At 40.5% G+C, this 18,441-nt stretch carries 12 protein-coding genes; all 12 read left to right on the top strand.

The genetic code is table 11. The features are described from left to right. The first annotated feature begins 1,548 nt into the window (after positions 1-1,548). The 12 genes from GKS34_RS14460 to GKS34_RS14405 all read left to right on the top strand — a co-directional run bounded on the left by GKS34_RS14460 (position 1,549) and on the right by GKS34_RS14405 (position 18,391). Complete coding sequence (locus GKS34_RS14460; protein ID WP_163385597.1) at positions 1,549-2,337, top strand: polysaccharide biosynthesis/export family protein; 789 nt, start codon at positions 1,549-1,551, stop codon at positions 2,335-2,337. Between the two features lie 2 nt (positions 2,338-2,339). Beyond that, on the top strand, positions 2,340-4,688 hold the full coding sequence (locus GKS34_RS14455; RefSeq protein ID WP_163385595.1) for a GumC family protein: 2,349 nt from the start codon (positions 2,340-2,342) through the stop codon (positions 4,686-4,688). 251 nt (positions 4,689-4,939) lie between these two features. Then, entirely contained in the window at positions 4,940-5,980 is a 1,041-nt protein-coding gene (locus GKS34_RS14450) for a Gfo/Idh/MocA family protein (RefSeq protein ID WP_163385593.1), read from the top strand. A 179-nt stretch (positions 5,981-6,159) separates the two neighbouring features. Next, on the top strand, positions 6,160-7,674 hold the full coding sequence (locus GKS34_RS14445; protein ID WP_163385592.1) for a glycosyltransferase family protein: 1,515 nt from the start codon (positions 6,160-6,162) through the stop codon (positions 7,672-7,674). A 450-nt stretch (positions 7,675-8,124) separates the two neighbouring features. Next, positions 8,125-8,619 (top strand): acyltransferase, encoded by a 495-nt coding sequence (locus GKS34_RS23685; RefSeq protein WP_163385590.1) that lies wholly within the window; start codon positions 8,125-8,127, stop codon positions 8,617-8,619. 10 nt (positions 8,620-8,629) lie between these two features. Next, positions 8,630-9,745: a DegT/DnrJ/EryC1/StrS family aminotransferase gene (locus tag GKS34_RS14435; RefSeq protein ID WP_163385588.1), complete on the top strand. Its 1,116-nt coding sequence runs from the start codon at positions 8,630-8,632 to the stop codon at positions 9,743-9,745. Position 9,746: 1 nt separating this feature from the next. Next, complete coding sequence (locus GKS34_RS14430) at positions 9,747-10,382, top strand: NeuD/PglB/VioB family sugar acetyltransferase (protein WP_163385586.1); 636 nt, start codon at positions 9,747-9,749, stop codon at positions 10,380-10,382. A gap of 24 nt (positions 10,383-10,406) precedes the next feature. Then, entirely contained in the window at positions 10,407-11,384 is a 978-nt protein-coding gene (locus GKS34_RS14425; protein ID WP_163385585.1) for a glycosyltransferase, read from the top strand. After that, positions 11,381-11,749 carry a DMT family transporter gene (locus GKS34_RS14420; RefSeq protein WP_163385583.1) on the top strand — a complete coding sequence of 123 codons (369 nt, stop codon included), beginning with the start codon at positions 11,381-11,383 and terminating at the stop codon, positions 11,747-11,749. Before GKS34_RS14425 ends, GKS34_RS14420 begins: the two co-directional genes overlap by 4 nt. Then, positions 11,742-12,716 (top strand): NAD-dependent epimerase/dehydratase family protein, encoded by a 975-nt coding sequence (locus tag GKS34_RS14415; protein WP_163385581.1) that lies wholly within the window; start codon positions 11,742-11,744, stop codon positions 12,714-12,716. The genes GKS34_RS14420 and GKS34_RS14415 overlap by 8 nt, the downstream gene beginning before the upstream one ends. Before the next feature lie 4 nt (positions 12,717-12,720). Then, on the top strand, positions 12,721-13,851 hold the full coding sequence (locus GKS34_RS14410; RefSeq protein ID WP_163385579.1) for a DegT/DnrJ/EryC1/StrS family aminotransferase: 1,131 nt from the start codon (positions 12,721-12,723) through the stop codon (positions 13,849-13,851). 151 nt (positions 13,852-14,002) lie between these two features. Next, positions 14,003-18,391, top strand: a complete 4,389-nt coding sequence (locus GKS34_RS14405) for a DUF4082 domain-containing protein (RefSeq protein ID WP_163385577.1) — start codon at positions 14,003-14,005, stop codon at positions 18,389-18,391. Positions 18,392-18,441: the final 50 nt, after the last annotated feature.

Genomic DNA, 18,441 nt, shown 5'->3' with positions numbered 1-18,441 from the left:
GTCACTGCGAGGGTGCGTTTTTTGATAGTATAAGCTATGTTGATCATCCTACGCACCCGCGGCAGTCTGTAGGAAGACGTACACGTCCGGCGTATTTAAATCCCTTTTTCAGACTCCAGCTGGTAGCCAGGGAGATGATATGATAATGATTTAGTCACAAAGAGCTCAAAGAAAACACAAAGCACTCAGAGGGGCTTGAAAAAAACCTTTGTGTTTTTCGTGCCTCCTTTGTGTCCTTCGTGACAAAAAAAATTAAAGAAAGCACAGAGTAATTCTGGGTGCCCTGGCTGGAAGGGAGAACGTTCCTAGCACCCGCCGCAGTCTAAAGGTAGACGTGCACATCAGGTGTATTTAATTTCCTTAATTCGTACTCCTTACGTCAACGCTCCGGTTCAGATTGCTTCGCTGCGCTCGCAATGACGTTGCGTGCTCACTGGAAACCCTATCCGTCACTGCGAGGGTGCTGACGTGACCCCAATCGTATTTCATCAACCGTCTCAGCACCCGCGGCAGTCTTTCGGAAGACGTACACGTCCGGCGTATTTAAATCCTCTTTTTCAGACTCCAGCTGGTAGCCAGGGAGATGATATGATAATGATTTAGTCACAAAGAGCTCAAAGAAAACACAAAGCACTCAGAGGGGTTTAAAAAAAGCCTTTGTGTTTTTCGTGCCTCCTTTGTGTCCTTCGTGACAAAAAAAATTAAAGAAAGCACAGAGTAATTCTGGGTGCCCTGGCTGGAAGGGAGATCGTTCCTAGCACCCGCGGCAGTCTGTCGGAATACGTACTCGTCCTGCGTATTCGAATCTCATTCCGCGAATTACTCCCGCATTCGCTCCGGTTCAGATTGCTCCCTTCGACAGGCTCAGGGAAAACAGAAACACCGGAACCTTGGGAGAGTTAAACGAAAACCTATAACCAAAAGGCATATATTTAATTGCATAGGACGGAAGAAAAATCACTTAAGAAAGAACCAAAAAATATTATATTAAAAAGGAATTATTCTATTTATAAATTATTCCGGCCTTCAAACATTGTATTTTAACTTGATAATTTAACTCCAATCAACTAAATAAAATGGTTAAAATACGAGTTCAAAACGCATATTTAATTATTTAAAATACACTTTTTATGTTTTTTTTATTATGATTTATGAAAATCATTTGTATATTTGGTTACCTGTGTAAAAATTTAGGGGAGATTAACAGCGATTGATTTTGCTTACTAAATTTATAGGGTTTTTATTTTCTTAAGGGGTTAAAGTTTAAACAAATTAAATGATTTACAACAGTTATTAATCAGCCGCTTTTTTATAAAAACATAGCCATGCTCCTAGAAAATAAAACCAGCCTCAGGTGAACGTACAGCTAAAATAAAATATCGATAATCGGTTAAACCAATTGACCTACCTACCAACGAACTACCCAAATCACGTTTAACCTTCCAAAAATGAAGTCTGTGTGACTGACCAGGCGAAGCTGTGCAAACCATTGGATTTCTTGGGCAAATTTCAAACCATGAGATCTAACTTAATCTGAAAATATAACTAATGAAAGTAACTTTTTTTAACGGACTTTTAATGCTGATTATATTAAACTCCTGTTCCACCCGAAACCTGATCTACATGAGTGATCTCCACCAGGAAGGCGCCATCACGGAAAAAATCCAAAATGCCAGGGAACCACGCATACAGCCTATCGACCTGCTAAGCATTACCGTCAGTACACTAAATCCGGAATCCAATTTATTGTTTAACAGTGGTGTATTGGCCAGTATTGGCAATTCCCAAGGACAGGGGAATACACCGAGCCAACTCAACCAAGGCTACCGGGTGGATAATAACGGTGAAATCAACTTCCCGGTATTAGGAAAGGTACAACTGGCTGGATTGACTTTGGAAGAGGCTACGGATAAAATGGTGCAGCTATTGGAAAAAGAAGCCCGAAATCCTATAGTTAATATCAAAATCGTAAATTTCAGGATAACGGTGGTAGGGGAAGTCGCAAACCCCAGTACCATTTCGGTCCCCTCCGAAAAAATCAACATCATTGAAGCTATTGGTTTGGCTGGGGATATGACTCCCTTTGGCAAACGAGAGAACATCCTGTTGATGCGTGAGGTGGGCGAAGAACGGACCACAGTCAGATTGAATCTAAACGACAAAGCCATCCTCGACTCTCCCTACTTTTACCTGCAGCAAAACGATATCATATACGTAGAACCCGATAAGGCCAGGGCTTTACAAGCCAATTCCGGCCGGGTAAATGCATTGTTCTACCTGACACTTCTGAATTCAATCGCTTTCATTGGCTTGCAGTTCGGCCTTTTTAATAGATAAAAATGGATCATTCACCCAATAGCGGATTGTTTGGAAACCAATCCAAGGATTTTAATTTAAAAAACTTGATTGACAAATGCTTGCAATACTGGTATTGGTTTGTCATTTGCTGTTTTTTAACAGTACTGGGTGCTTTTCTACATATTCGCTATAACATTACGCCTCAATATCCCGTCAGTACAACCTTGTTGATAAAAGAGGACAATACAACTGGATCCGTCATAGCAGGAGGCATTTCTGGAGGCATGGGAGATTATGGGGTAAACAAAACCATTGGTAGCGAAATGATCGTGCTCCGCTCCCGCTCGCTGATGGAAAGGGTATTTGAAGAGTTGGGCATGAATACCAGCTATTTCCTGGAAGGGCGCGTAAGGGATGTGGAGGTCTTTAAAGATGACCTTTCCATTTCCCTGTTGATCAATAAACTGGATCCATCTGCCTATGGAAAAACCATCAAACTTGTAGGAAAGGAGGACAATAGTTTTGACCTGACTGAATTTGATAGTGAAGGAAATCCCCAGGTGAGCAACCATAAGTTCGGTCAGGAAATCAGCCGTCCCTATGGTTCTTTTACAGTCATTGGATCTTCCGAAAAAAAGATGGATAAAAATATCATCGTCTACTTCCACGACATTAAAAACCTGGCCAAAAGTTATAGCCAAATGTTGAGTGTGGAACTGGTCAACAAGGAATCCAACGTGTTGAGGTTAGGTTTAACCGATGCGGTACCCAAGAGAAGCATGCTGATATTAAATAAACTGGTGGAGGTTTATAGCAAGGAGGCCATTGAAGATAAGAACCAGGTACAACTCAGTACCATCGATTTTCTGGATGAACGAATTCAATTTTTGTCCACCGAACTTTCGGAGGTGGAAAAAAATGTAGAATCTTACAAAAAAGAAAATGAGTTGACTGATGTGAGTTCCAATGCCGAGCTTTACATGCAATCAGCAAGCGCATACAGTAAAGAACTGGAAGATCTTGAAATCCAGATGGATATCATCAATTCTTTGGAAAATTATGTTTATCAGGAAGAATTAAAATTAATTCCAGGCGCATTGACCGTCAATGATCCAACACTTACTGGACTGATGGCCAAATTTAACGAGCTACTACTGGAAAGGCAGCGGATGCTAAGGTCGATACAACCGGGCAGCTCTCTGATCAACAACCTGGACGAGCAACTCAATAACTTAAGAAATAATATCCGGGAAAACCTCCGAACCATTAAAAACAACATGGAGATTACCATAGACAACCTGAGGTCCAGCACCAGGCAGTTTCAATCCAAAGTAAGGAGCGTTCCTTCCATCGAAAGGGAATTATTGGAAATCAATCGCCAGCAAAGTGTCAAACAGGCCATTTACCTGTTCCTTCTCCAGAGCAGGGAGGAAGCAGGGCTTGCACTGGCATCGACCCAGGCCAACTCCAGAATTATTGATGAACCGGCTGCCGGAGAAATTCAAGTAAACGCCAGTAAATCCACCCTGTACCTGGCCGCAATTAGTTTGGGTTTATTAATCCCTTTCGGATTTATTTACCTGAAAGATCTGCTTAACGATAAGGTAAAAGAAAGAAAAGATGTGGAAGAACATAGCAATGTTCCCATATTAGGGGAAATCTACCACAGCAAGGAAAAGAGAAACCTTCAGGTGGGCGATGGGGAACATTCTATTATTGCCGAAACGTTCCGGTTGGTCAGGGCCAATCTCCATTTTGCTAATGTGGGTAAAGAAAATAAGGTGATTTTGGTCACCTCAAGCCAAAGCGGAGATGGAAAAACTTTTTTTTCCATCAATTTTGGCGCCAGCCTTGCCATATCAGGTAAAAAGGTGGTTGTTATTAGCTTTGACCTTCGTAAGCCGACCTTAATAAAAGATTTAGGTCTTTCAGATCAAATCGGTATAGCTAATTTTTTAATTTCCGATGATGTTTCGATTGAAACCTTGGTGGTATCCGTATCCAAAGTCGATAATCTTTTTGCCATTGGGGCAGGTACTCTCCCTCCAAATCCAGCGGAGTTAATAATGAGCCCAAAGGTCCATCAGCTAATGGATGAACTAAGAAGGCGCTTTGATTTTATTATTGTGGATTCCCCTCCGGTTGGACAGGTAGCGGATGCTTTTAGCCTTACCTCCTATATCGATTCCGCAATTTACATTGTTCGATGCAATTATACCAGAAAGGCCCAATTGGGTATAATGAATGATATTTACCAAAAAAAGAAACTTAAACACCTAAGCGTTGTGATGAACGATGTCAAGAAAAATAATGCGAACGGATACGGTTATGGGTACGGTTATAGCAATGGTAAATTCCATAATGAGAAAAAAAATCTTATTCATCAGTAGGGCTAGCCATGGCAGTTGTTTGTTTGCCTTCCCTTGTTGGTTCGTCCCACAAAAGTTTTGATTGGTGAAATTTACCACTTTTGCCATCTCCAGGAAAATTGACTACGTTGAATTAGAGACAGCAAATAAGTATGTATTCTACCATTTAAAAAATACTCTCGCCACTAATATCATCAGCAATACTCTTTTAAAGCTATACTCAATTTCTAATTTTAAATTATTCCTTGTAAAATCCTGAAAATAGATAAGATATGGTTAATATTGGCATCATAGGCTATGGTTATTGGGGGCCTAATTTAGTAAGAAATTTTTTCTCTGCAAATGACTGTAGAATAAAATCAGTAGCAGATGCGCGTCCTGAACGGCTTCAAGAATTAAATAAGATCTTCCCCTCCATTCAAAGGGAAAGTGAAGCGGAAAATATTATTTTTGACCCAGGTATTGATGCCATTGTTATTGCCACTCCGGTTTTTACTCATTTTTTATTGGCAAAAAAAGCAATTTTAGAAGGAAAGCACGTCCTCATTGAAAAACCAATGACTTCCTCTGTAAAGGAGGCTGAAATTCTAATGAATTTAGCCGAACAAAAACAGGTTTTGCTAATGGTCGACCATACTTTTTTGTATACCGGGGCAGTACAAAAAATAAAGCAATTGCTGACAAATCAAGAATTGGGTACTATTAACTACTTGGACTCCACCAGAATAAACCTGGGTTTGTTTCAATCCGACATCAACGTGCTCTGGGATCTTGCACCACATGATATTTCCATATTAAATTATTTGGTAAATGAGCGCCCATATAGCGTAAATGCCACCGGAATTTCCCACACTGGAAACAATATAGAAAATATTGCTTATCTCACCGTGAATTATGCATCAGGATTTATTGCACACTTTAACTGTTCTTGGACTAGCCCAGTTAAAGTAAGAATGATGTTGATAGGAGGTAATAAAAAAATGATTCTTTACAATGATTTGGAGCCAACTGAAAAAATAAAGGTTTATAATACAGGGTATAGTTTTTCAAATGATGAAGAAAGAAAACAAGTGATGGTAGACTACAGGACAGGGGATATCCATGTGCCAAAACTGGAAACAACAGAAGCCCTCTTAGGCATGGCAAATGATTTTATACAGTGCATACTGGATAATAAAAAACCACGATCAAATAGTAATTTAGGTTTGGACGTGGTGAAAATTCTGGAGGGATCGGCAAAATCAATTAAAAATCATGGGCACGAGGTCAAATTAGAATCTTCCATTCTAAAAGTATCAAATAGCTTTTTATAGAGATTCTTAAAAATATATATTAATAATTGATAATGCTAAACAATGATTCCACCCTGAGTGGGTAAATAGTTATATTATAATTAAATGTTATCATTTTATTTCTCTTTCTCTGTTAACAATAAATAATCAAAGTGTATTGTTTACCACAAATATATAAAATTTTTGAAAAACGGTTCTGGTTGGTATGGTTGCTAACAGTTGGTTTTATATTCTTGGTTTTCTTAATAACCATTGATAAAGGAGCATACCTACATTCTGACGAATTTGTAATTATTGATCTAGGGAAGAGTATACTAAACTCCGAATCCAACTCATCGATTGCATGGTTGATAGAACTACAACAGCCTGCCTTTCTTGTCTCATACCTAGGTGTTGTTTTTCAGGAGGTGGTATATGAAAATATAGGTCAATTTGGCCCAAGAATATTTAGTCTGTTAGGTGCGATTGCCGCAGCTACATCACTTGTAGGTTTTTTAATTGCAAAGGGAATTTTTAAGAGGTTTGTTTTTCCGTTAGGCTTGATATTTATATTTGATCCTCTTATTGTACAGGCTTTCACCATTGGAAGGATTGATGGATGGGCAATGTTTTTTTGCCTAAGTTCATGCTGGGTGCTTAGGGAGACCCAATATTTCTATTCACGAAAGTTAATATTTAATTTTCGATTATTATTAGCTGGAGTTCTCGCAAGTTTAGCTATTCTTACCTGGCCATCAGCAATATTCTTATATCCCCTTATAATTTTGGAGCTATTTAGATTAGCAAGGAAAAGTTGGGAAAATGGCGGGGATTTTAATGAATCATTCAGCTTTTTGCTGGTCTTTATTTTTGGAGGAATCATGTCGATAATTCTCTTTCTTATTCCTATTTCTGGACAAATATTTTCTCAACTGGACCTTGTCAAGGAAACTATCGATGCGAACTCCCACGCAGGTTCATCTAATGTAATAGATATACATAGTATTAAAGGAAACTTAACCGAATTATTGCGGATATTAAAATTCAGTCCATTTGTAGTTTTTTTTGTTTTAATATCAGGTTTCAAATTGAAACAAGCTAAAATTTTCCTTGCCATTATAGTTGTGATAGCTGTGATGGCTTTCACGCTCGTTTATATAAATCGGGTTCAATACTTAATTCCTTATTTTATAGTGGCCATTAGTTCAATGTTCTATAAAGGGTGTGATTATAGTTTTCCAAGGATATTGAGAATTGGAGGTATAAGCATCCTTCTTTTTTGGTCAGTAGGATTATCACTTGGAGTTCGTACTTATTTAGCCTTTGAGGGACAATATGAGCGCGAAAGAGCTTTGCTCAATCACGCTGCTCTGTCAATGGTTGGGCCTGGAGAAAAAAAAGTTTACATCCCTTATGAATTTTACTATTCTGGACGGTCGTTGAAATGGAGTATGTATAGAGCATATATAGCCCAAAACAGCACACTGAAGTTAGAAAATTGGAAAAAGGTTCTTTCTCTCGTAGATTATGTAATTATGCATGAATATTCAAAGGGATTTGAAATGGAAACCTTAAATGAAGGATTTGTGGATAAGGGAATTTTTCACCTTTATGATGAACCACCTTTACCATTTAACGGAATCACTGACAATGAAGTTAGGATACGTAACCTGTTCTCTATTTTCAGGAAACCTTATGGGCCTTATAGGCTATATACGAGGGAAATTAAAAAGTAAACCCATTCTGATTAATTGAGCTTTCTAATCGTAAAATTTTCACCTGAAATGCTTTTAGATAATTCGTCAAAAATGAAATTGATGTTAGCAAAACGAAACCAAAAAATGATTTAATATGATGGACCGGAATCGAGTGATAAAATATAAATCTTCGATTGCGGTTACATTTATTCCAAATATCAAGAGAAGCAAGGGATGATGCCTTTCAGTCCATGCGAAATCCTTTTTTCCAAATTGGTCACTACAAAGGCTTCGCTCTCAATTTCGAACGATTTTATCTCTTTATTCAAGAAAAGAAACATCCCTTATCCTCCAACAAATTGGGTCTGTAGGTCCTCCGGAAAATTGAAACTTGAAATGAATTCATTAAACACTAAGGAAATGAGGATGTATTGAAGGCTTTTACAATTACGGTTCCATATAATGGTTACCAAGATTAACAAACGAATTATGGAAACAATAAAAATTGATAATGAGCGTCAAAGCTTACAAAATGTAAGACTTGGCAAAGATGTGAAGATTTACAATTTTGTCAATGCTTATGGGTGCAGTATTGATGATGGCTCGAAAGTTGGAAGTTTTGTTGAGATACAAAAGGGAGTTTCCATTGGGAAAAATTGTAAGATTTCCAGCCATTCCTTTATATGCGAAGGAGTACATATTGCTAATAATGTTTTTATAGGACACAACGTCACTTTTATAAATGACAAATTCCCACGTGCCACCAACAGGGATGGCTTACAACAAACCGAAGAAGATTGGGATTGTATTGAGACCCAAGTAGAAGAGGGTGCATCTATTGGATCGAGCGTGACGATTCTCTGCGGGGTTCGGATTGGGAAAAGTGCCATTATAGGGGCAGGTTCTGTGGTAACAAAGGACGTGCCTGAAAATGCGGTAGTTGCAGGTAATCCGGCAAGAATCCTAAAGTATATAATTCCATAATTTTTATAACATGAATACTAAAATTGTTCAAAAAAGGATCCCATGTCTGGATCTAAAAGACCAACATCAGAAAATAAAAAAAGAGATGTTTGAAGCTTTTGAAAAAGTCTATGAAAACACAGCTTTCTCTGGAGGTCCCTTTGTGGAGGAGTTTGAGAAAAACTTCGCTCATTTTTGTAAGACAAAATACGCTATAGGGGTAAATAACGGAACTTCCGCACTGCATTTGGCTATGCTTGCCTTAGGAATTGGAAAGGGGGATGAGGTTATTGTTCCTGCAAATACTTTTATTGCAACTGCATGGGGAGTGTCCTATACCGGTGCCATGCCGGTGTTTGTAGATTGTACACCTAATACTTGGCAGATAGACCCTCTTAAAATTGAGGAGAAAATTACTTCAAACACCAGGGCTATTGTAGGTGTTCATTTGTACGGACAGCCCTTCGATGTGGAAGCAGTTCAATCTATTTGTAAAAAATACGGACTTTTTTTAATAGAGGATGCAGCTCAAGCCCAGGGAGCGCAGTATAAGCAGCAAACCGTAGGTGGCTTCGGTGAAATGGCCTGTTTTAGTTTTTATCCTGGCAAAAATATTGGGGCTTGCGGAGAGGCCGGAGGCATTACCACAAATAATGAAAATTATCAAAAACACCTGAATAGCCTTCGTAGCCACGGTTCTGTTTCTCGATACTATCATGACGAACTTGGATTTAATATGCGCATGGGTGGATTAGAGGCAGCTTCTTTGAGTGTTAAACTGAAATACCTTTCCATATGGAATAGCAGAAGAAGAGAAATAGCTCTCAGATACCAGAAAGAAATAAGGAATGAGCAGATAACCCTACAATTTCAGCCAGATTGGATGGATTCAGTATACCACTTATTTGTTATTACATCAAAAAACAGGGAAAGGCTCATTAAGTATTTAAATGAAAACAACATCTACCCGGGCTTACATTATCCAATTCCCTGCCACCTGCAGAAGGCATATGAACATCTTGGCTATAAGGAGGGGGATTGTCCACAAGCCGAATACCTAGCAATGCACTGTCTTTCTTTACCCATGTTTGCTGAACTGTCAGATGTTGAAGTAGACTATGTGATCGATGTTCTTAACGAATATTAATATGGCAAAAAAAAAGCTTTTGATTTTTCCATATAATGGCAATGGTATTGAGGCATTGGACTGTATCAACCTCGATAACTTTGAGCTTGTTGGTTTTGTAGATGATGATCTTAAAAAAAATTCTGAGCAATTCGAAATATACACCCGTGATATCCTGCAGAAATACAAAGAGTTTTATGTGCTAGCAGTACCAGGAAGCCCAGCGTCCTATCTGAAAAGGAAAGAAATTATAACCTCACTGGGGTTAAATGATTTGGACAGGTTCATAACCGCAATTCATCCTAATGCCTCCATAGGCAGAAATGTTAAAATTGGGGCCAATTGCCTTATTATGGCAGGAGTAGTTATTACAAGTAATGCCCGGATCAAAAATCATGTCTGTATTTTGCCAAATACAGTAATTCACCATGATTCAGTGGTAAACGACTATACACTTATTGGTAGCAGTGTTTTAATTGCTGGAGGAACTACTATAGGAGAAAGCTGCTACATTGGCAGTGGTACTAATATTATTAATGATGTAAGTATAGGTGAACAGTCACTAATAGGTCTGGGAAGTAATATTTTGAAAAATGTTACCAGCAATTCAAAGATGGTGGGAAACCCAGCTAGAGACCTAAATTCTCACAATAATTAAATTGTTCACTTAATTCTTTTACCAATGGAAAAGATAACCGTGATCATTCCTGTCTTCAACGAAGCAGAAAATATCAGTCAGCTGGTCTATGAGTTAGGTTCATACTTCCAGAAAGAAAAGAGGTTTTCTACTGAGATAATTTATGTGAACGATGGTTCCACAGATGACACTATGTCTCAATTAAAAAAAGCCTCCCACCATTCCTATACCTACAAGATCATCAGTTTTTCGAGAAATTTCGGGTCACATGCTGCCCTAAGAGCGGGAATCCAAAGTGCGGAAGGGGATTATATCACTTTCCTCTATGCCGATCTTCAGGATCCTATCACCTTGGTAAGTCGGTTGTATGATGAAATGAAGGAAAAAAGAGTAGACATTACCTGGGCTTTCAGAAATTCAACGGCTTCATCAAAATGGGAACAATTTTTTTCTTTGGCATATGCTTCCTTGATGCGGAAATATGCTGTCTCCAACTTTCCGAAAAAAGGATTTGATGTGGTGATGTTTAGTGAAAAAGTTAAGGCTTGTTTGAATAATAATGTGGAAAGCAACTCTTCTATTTTTATCCAGATCCTAAGTTTAGGTTTCAAACAGGAAGATATTCTATATGACAAAAGTATCAGGCTTTTAGGTAAGTCAAAATGGACATTGTCCAAAAAAATAAAACTGCTAATTGATTCGTTTGTCGCTTTCTCTTTTGCTCCTATCCGATTTGTTTCAATAGTTGGTCTAGTATTTTTTATGTTTGGCATTTTCTGGACAACATATATTGTTTTTAGAAAATTAATGTATGATGACCTTGCTAGTGGCTGGCCGGCATTGTTGTCAATACTGATGGTCGGATTTGGTATCACCAATATTTCATTAGGAATTATTGCAGAATACCTATGGCGTACTCTTGACGCAAGCAGAAAAAGACCGGTGTATGTAATTGATGAAATTGTAGGGGACAATGTGCAAAAGAAAAGGGAAGAAGACTATTTTCGAATAATATCTAAATGACAAGGTCAATATTATATATCCTGCTATATGCCGCATTAAATGTATCCGGAGCCGCATTGATCAAATGGAAACTGAAAGAGACGAGCTTAGAAACATTAGAAGAGTGGGTTAAACTGGTTCTAAACATAACTTTTATTTCAGCATTTTTATTGATTATTCTTTCAGCCTTGGCTTTTTTTAAGGCATTGTCACTAAATAGTTTTTCAATAACCATCCCCATTGCCACAGGGTTAAATTTCTCTTTAACAATCGTAGTGGGATATTTTCTGTTTCAGGACAAATTAAACATGCTCTCATTTGTTGGATTTCTACTCATCATTAGTGGAATAATTGTTTTAAGTCTAAATAACTCGGCCAATGCATAACAAAATATACAAAAGTAGAATTTTAATTACCGGAGGTGCCGGGTTTATAGGTTCTTTTGTTGTGGAGGAGTTACTGTTAAGCAATCCCGAAAAAGTAATAATCATAGATAACTTATTGCGTGGCAGCTTTGATAATATGAAGGCCTTTATCCATAATCCCGTAGTAGAGTTCATAGAAGGAGATGTAAGAGATGTGGTGCTACTGGAAAAATGCATAAGCGAGGTGGATTTTGTTTTTCACATGGCTGCCTTACGGATTAATGCCTGTGCTGCCAATCCTCAGGAAGGTTTCGAAGTGATGCTGAATGCTACATTCCATCTGGCTGAGCTTTGTATGAAGCATAAGGTAAAGAAAGTAATTTATAGCTCGAGCGCATCTATCTATGGATTGGCCCAACACTTTCCTACCCCGGAAACAGAAAATCCTTACGACAACCAGACCTTCTATGGGGGAGCCAAATTATGGGGTGAACAATTATTCCGGAATTTTAAATTCATGTACGGATTAGATTATGTAGCCCTACGTTACTTCAATGTCTATGGCCCCCGGATGGACACTGATGGCAAGTATACCGAAGTAATGATCAGATGGTTGGACTGTATTCGGGAAGAGAAGGCCCCTTTAATATACGGGGACGGCAGTACCACCATGGATTTTGTTTATGTCAGGGATGTTGCCAAAGCAAATGTAGCTGCTTTATGGTCAGATGTTACTGACGAAGCCATTAATGTAGGCAACTGCGTGGAAACAAGTTTAAAGCAACTTTTGGAGATTTTGTTAAAGGTGAACAATTCAACCCTCATTCCGGAGTTTAGGGAAGATAATACTGTTAACCCTGTAAGCAGAAGACTGGCGGATATCAGCAAAGCAAAGAAAATCCTTGGGTTCTGCCCGACAGTGAATCTGGAAAAAGGACTGTATGAGCTAAGTGATTGGTATTTCAAAAAGAAAAAAGTTAAGGGTTAAACCGATGATCCCGATAGCCAAACCTTATTTGACCAGAGAAGATGCACAGGCGGCTTATGATACCATTTTAACAGGCTGGATTACCCAGGGCCCCAAGGTACAGGAATTTGAAGAAAACTTTGCTGCTTATACAGGAGCAAAATACGCAGTGGCTGTCTCAAACTGCACTACCGCACTACATCTTTCCCTGATTGTTTCAGGTATTAAACCTGGCGATGAAGTCATTTGCCCGTCCATGAGTTATATTGCTACGGCAAACGCCATTAAATATGTTGGAGCAACGCCTGTTTTTGCGGAGGTGCACCCAGCCAACTACAATCTCGATCCTGTGGATGTAGAAAAGAGAATCACGGCTAAAACCAAAGCTATCCTACTTGTTCATCAGATCGGTATGCCTGCCGACATCGATAATTTCTCTTCCTTAAGTAAAAAATATGGACTGAAACTTATTGAAGATGCTGCCTGTGCTGCTGGCTCAGCTTATAAAGGGAAAAAAATCGGCTCCCATTCCGAGCTCGTTTGCTTTTCTTTCCATCCCAGAAAGGTGATTTCCACAGGTGATGGCGGAATGATTACCACAGACCAGGAAGATCATTTCAACAGGCTTAAATTGCTGCGTCAACATGGGATGTCGGTAAATGACCGTGTCCGCCACGAAGCTAAACAGATAGTTTTTGAAGATCATTTTGAGGTGGGCTATAATTACAGAATGACTGATATACAGGCTTCTGTCGGGATCAAGCAACTTGAAAAACTGGAGTGGCTCATTAACGAACGCAGAAAAATTGCAGCTGAATACCACAAAGCTTTCAAGGACCTGGAATTTGTACAGTTACCTACGGAAAATGACGGATATTTTAGCAACTATCAATCATACAGTATTTATCTCAAGAAATCCTGCCCTGTAGGAAGAAATGACCTAATGCAAATTTTATTGGATCAAGGTATTGCCAGTAGAAGGGGTATCATGACGGCTCATAGGGAGATGGCTTATAAAAAAAATTCCAATCATGTAAACCTGCCCATCTCCGAAGATTTACAGGACCATTCCATCCTATTGCCGCTATATGTTCCTATGGAGGATAAAGATTTGCAGTATGTGATAGCTACTTTTTTAAAAATAGTAAATCCCTGATTTATATTATTTCAATTTTTTTGGTACTGATATATTTTCAGAAGCTAAACTGGATCCACCCTGAAATCAAAATAAATTATGTAATTGGGTAGGTGAGGAGTAAAAAACAAAATATTTAATAAGCTTAGGTTTCACCATTCTTCTAAAAAAAATGAAAAAACACTATACCTCCGTAATCCCTTCATGGGTTAGTCAGTGTTTTGCCGAAAACACAATTGTCAAATCTGTATTTACCAAGGGCAATAGCTTTTTATCGTTATTGTACCAGGCAGCTATATTCAAACTGGTATTTGTTTTTCTTTACTGCGTGAGCCCAGTTGAAGTATCCGCTCAGAATCCCATTGTAACTGAAAATGCAAAGTCAGGGAACCCCCCTTCGGAGTGGCAGATCAGTGGTGCAGGAGACTTGTCGATTCAAGGATTTGCAACGGATATCAGTTACAACAAAGGGGAAAGGGCACGATTCAAGATTGCTACGGATGCCAGAAATTACACCGTACGTATATATCGGCTGGGTTATTATCAGGGCAATGGCGCGAGATTACAGGGTACGGGTACCATTACTACCACCTTACCCCAAAATCAACCGGATTGTCAGACTCAATCATCAACGGGCTTGATTGACTGTGGGAATTGGTCAGAATCTGCCCATTGGGATATCCCCAGTGATGCCGTTTCAGGCGTATATATTGCTAAATTGACCCGTAAGAATAACAACGGTTCAAGTCATATTGTTTTTATAGTCCGCGATGATGCCAGCGCCTCGGATTTATTCTTCCAGACCTCCGATGCCACCTGGCAGGCATACAATGTGTACGGGGATAACAATAATGGCAAAAGTCTTTACATGGGTGTTGATGGCAGTAAGGCAGTCAAGGTCAGTTATAACCGGCCATTCATTACCCGCAATGGCGGTGGAGGGGGTGGCGCCGAAGAAGATTGGATATTCAATGCCGAATACCCAATGATTCGGTGGCTGGAAGCCAATGGCTATGACGTTACCTATACCACCAATGTGGACAGTGACCGACGTGGTAATTTGATTGCCAACCATAAAGTATTTTTGTCGGTGGGACATGATGAGTATTGGTCAGGTCTGCATCGGGCTAACGTAACAGCGGCCCGTGATGCGGGCACGCATCTGGCATTTTTCAGTGGTAATGAAGTTTACTGGAGAACCCGCTGGGAAAACAGCATTGATGGAAATGGGATTCCTTACCGTACGCTGGTTTGTTATAAAGAAGGTGGTTCAGGGGAAAATACCTGCGCCGGCAAATGTGATCCAAGTCCCGAATGGACAGGTCTGTGGCGGAGTGGTTGCGAATTTCTTACGGGTGATCCGCTTATAGATGGCTGCCAACCTGAAAATGCATTAACCGGGCAAATCAGTTGGGAATTATCCGATGCCTCTCTCCAGGTTCCATCTATTTTTAAAAATTTACGCTTTTGGCGTAATACAAGCGTGGCCTCTTTAAGTGATGGGCAAACAGCTTCTTTTACACCTGCTACCATCGGCTATGAGTGGAATTCTGAACAAGAAGCTTATCGATCCTCGTACCCTTCTGGGAGAATTTTACTTTCCAGCACAGTAATAGACGGAAAATACCACCATCTTTCTCTTTACAGGCACAGTAACGGCGCCTTGGTATTCGGGGCCGGCACCGTCCAATATTCTTGGGGTTTAGACAGCAACCATGATCGTGGTAATGCAGCGCCAAGTCCGGCATTACAACAAGCTACGGTTAATTTATTCGCGGATATGGGTGTACAACCCGCTACCTTACAATCTGACCTGGTTACAGCAACTGCCTCTACTGACCTGCAAGCTCCTACAGTAACCGTTTCCGAACCTATTGAGGGGGCATCCCTTCCCAAAGGAAATGAAGTAACCATCACCGGAACTGCTTCAGATGCGAATGTGGTGGTGGGAGTGGAAGTTTCTACAGATAACGGCACCACTTGGCAATTGGCTACAGGAACTATAAATTGGGTCTTTTCCTGGACACCTACAACAGAAGGAGCAGCTACTATCCAAGCCCGTGCCTTTGATGATTCGGGAAACCTGAGCACACCTGCAACCCTCAATGTTACTATTGGGGAATCAGAGCCGGTCACCTGCCCTTGTACGGTTTTCTCAACCGATGCAACTCCCAGTGGCGGTCTGTCAAACGATGGACAGGCTATCCAACTGGGCATGAAGTTCCAGACCAGTATCAGTGGCTTTATCACCGGGGCCCGTTTTTATAAGCAGAGTGGCAACGGTGGTACCCACACCGGCCAGCTTCACAGCAGCACCGGGACTTTATTAGCCTCCGCCACCTTTGTAAATGAAACGGCTTCCGGTTGGCAACAGGTAGCCTTTGATTCTCCAGTAGCGGTGACAGAAGGGACTACCTACGTGATCTCCTACCACAGCAGTGAAGGCTATTATTCTGTAGATGATCATGGGTTTGATCAAGCCACCACCAATGGTCCACTTACAGGTTTGCAGAATGGTTCAGATGGGCCTAATGGCCTCTACACATACACTTCCACTCCTGCTTTTCCAAATTATAATTATCTTTCCAGTAACTACTGGGTCGATGTAGTCTTTAGTACGGATGGTCAAAAAGTACCTACAATAGCTATCACCGCACCTGTTGATAATACCAGTTTCACAGCCCCTGCTGATATCACTATTGAGGCTGTTGCCCACGATACGGATGGAACGGTCAATAAAGTGGAATTTTTCCAAGGCCCTGCTAAGTTGGGGGAAGATACAGATGGAAACAATGGCTGGAGTTACTACTGGAGCAATATGCCAGCAGGGAATTACCAGCTAACTGCCAAAGCTACCGATAACCAAGGAGTTTCGGCTACCTCCGCTGTAGTAAATATTACAGTCAATGAAGAAGCAAATACAAATTGTCCCTGTAACGTCTTTTCCTCCAGTGCAGCTCCCAACGGCAGTCTTCAAAATGATGGGCAGGGCGTTCAACTGGGCATGAAGTTTCGGGCCAGTCTCAGTGGCTTTATAACCGGGGCCCGTTTCTACAAGCAGAGTGGCGGCAGTGGCACTCACACCGGTCAGCTTTATAGCAACAGCGGCACCTTGCTGGCATCCGCCACCTTTGTCAATGAAACGGCTTCAGGCTGGCAGGAGGTAGCTTTTGACGCCCCAATAGCGGTCACAGCAGGTACAACTTACGTGATCTCCTACCACAGCAGTGAAGGCTATTATTCCGTGGATTATTCTGGGTTTGATCAGGCCATCATCAATGAGCCGCTTATGGGATTACAGAACGGTGCCGATGGTCCTAATGGCATGTACCAATATAGCAATACACCCACTTTTCCAGCCAACAATTATCTCTCCAGTAACTACTTTGTTGATGTGGTTTTTATGCCTGATGATGGGCCTATTAACCAACTGCCGGTCATTAGCCTGACAACTCCTGCCAATAATGCGACCTTCCCGGCTCCTGCTGATATCTCCCTACTGGCTGATGCCTCTGATCCAGATGGAATCGTCAGTAAGGTGGAATTCTTCCAAGGCACCACTAAGCTAGGGGAAGATATAGATGGCAGCGATGGATGGAGCTATGTCTGGAACAGTGTAGCAGCAGGAACTTATGGGCTTACTGCCAAAGCTACCGATGACCTAGGAGTTTCGGCTGCTTCCACTGCAGTAAATATTTCAGTCAATGAAGAGGTAAATAAAAATTGTCCCTGTAACGTCTTTTCCACCAATGCAGCTCCCAACGGCAGTCTTCAAAATGACGGACAGGGTGTTCAACTGGGCATGAAGTTCCGGGCCAGTCTCAGTGGCTTTATAACCGGGGCCCGTTTCTACAAACAGCTTGGCGACAATGGTACTCATACGGCGCAACTTTATAGCAGTACTGGCTCTTTACTGGCCTCAGCTACTTTTGTCAATGAATCTTCCTCCGGCTGGCAGGAGATAGCTTTTGCCTCACCCATAGCCATCGCAGCAAATGTTACTTATATTATTTCCTACCATAGCAGTGAGGGAAATTATTCCGTAGAGGATAATGGATTTGATCAACCTATCGGAAATGATCCACTTATTGGGCTTCAAAACGGCACGGATGGCCCTAATGGCCTCTACAGATATACCTCTTCTCCTTCTTTTCCTTCTAGTAATTACCTTTCCAGTAATTATTTTGTGGACGTGGTCTTTATTATAGACCAGGTATCTGGAGCCAACGCCAGATTGGCTGGGAAAACAGTAGAAAACAATAATATTACTTCTATATGGCCAGAAGAACATGGAGGGAGATCTTTGAAAATATTCCCCAACCCATCAGAGGGCGAGGGTTTGCAAATTCTTGCACAAGGATTATTGAGCAAAGAGGAGGTAACATTTATTCTTTACAACAGTACAGGAAGCCAAATGACAAGTTTTGTTGAGAAAGCTAATGAACAAGGAGTGATAAGCAAGGAAGTCTATCTCTTACCTAAAATTTCCTCAGGTATGTATTTTTTGATGCTACAAAGTAAGACACAAATTTTGACCCAAAAAGTAATTATTACCTACTAAACCAACAGCATCGTGAAGTTCTCCGATCTCGCTTTTCTGATAAATTAGGT

This window comes from Cyclobacterium jeungdonense (genome assembly GCF_010994275.1).
Lineage (GTDB): Bacteria > Bacteroidota > Bacteroidia > Cytophagales > Cyclobacteriaceae > Cyclobacterium > Cyclobacterium jeungdonense.
Note: the sequence above shows the minus strand (reverse complement) of the source record. Positions and strands in the feature narration are given on the sequence as shown.

What these genes read in the sequence shown, in the direction of transcription:
- GKS34_RS14460 (WP_163385597.1), top strand. Translation starts at nt 1,549, where the DNA reads ATGAAAGTAACTTTTTTTAACGGACTTTTAATGCTGATTATATTAAAC.
- GKS34_RS14455 (WP_163385595.1), top strand. Translation starts at nt 2,340, where the DNA reads ATGGATCATTCACCCAATAGCGGATTGTTTGGAAACCAATCCAAGGAT.
- GKS34_RS14450 (WP_163385593.1), top strand. Translation starts at nt 4,940, where the DNA reads ATGGTTAATATTGGCATCATAGGCTATGGTTATTGGGGGCCTAATTTA.
- GKS34_RS23685 (WP_163385590.1), top strand. Translation starts at nt 8,125, where the DNA reads ATGGAAACAATAAAAATTGATAATGAGCGTCAAAGCTTACAAAATGTA.
- GKS34_RS14435 (WP_163385588.1), top strand. Translation starts at nt 8,630, where the DNA reads ATGAATACTAAAATTGTTCAAAAAAGGATCCCATGTCTGGATCTAAAA.
- GKS34_RS14430 (WP_163385586.1), top strand. Translation starts at nt 9,747, where the DNA reads ATGGCAAAAAAAAAGCTTTTGATTTTTCCATATAATGGCAATGGTATT.
- GKS34_RS14425 (WP_163385585.1), top strand. Translation starts at nt 10,407, where the DNA reads ATGGAAAAGATAACCGTGATCATTCCTGTCTTCAACGAAGCAGAAAAT.
- GKS34_RS14420 (WP_163385583.1), top strand. Translation starts at nt 11,381, where the DNA reads ATGACAAGGTCAATATTATATATCCTGCTATATGCCGCATTAAATGTA.
- GKS34_RS14415 (WP_163385581.1), top strand. Translation starts at nt 11,742, where the DNA reads ATGCATAACAAAATATACAAAAGTAGAATTTTAATTACCGGAGGTGCC.
- GKS34_RS14410 (WP_163385579.1), top strand. Translation starts at nt 12,721, where the DNA reads ATGATCCCGATAGCCAAACCTTATTTGACCAGAGAAGATGCACAGGCG.
- GKS34_RS14405 (WP_163385577.1), top strand. Translation starts at nt 14,003, where the DNA reads ATGAAAAAACACTATACCTCCGTAATCCCTTCATGGGTTAGTCAGTGT.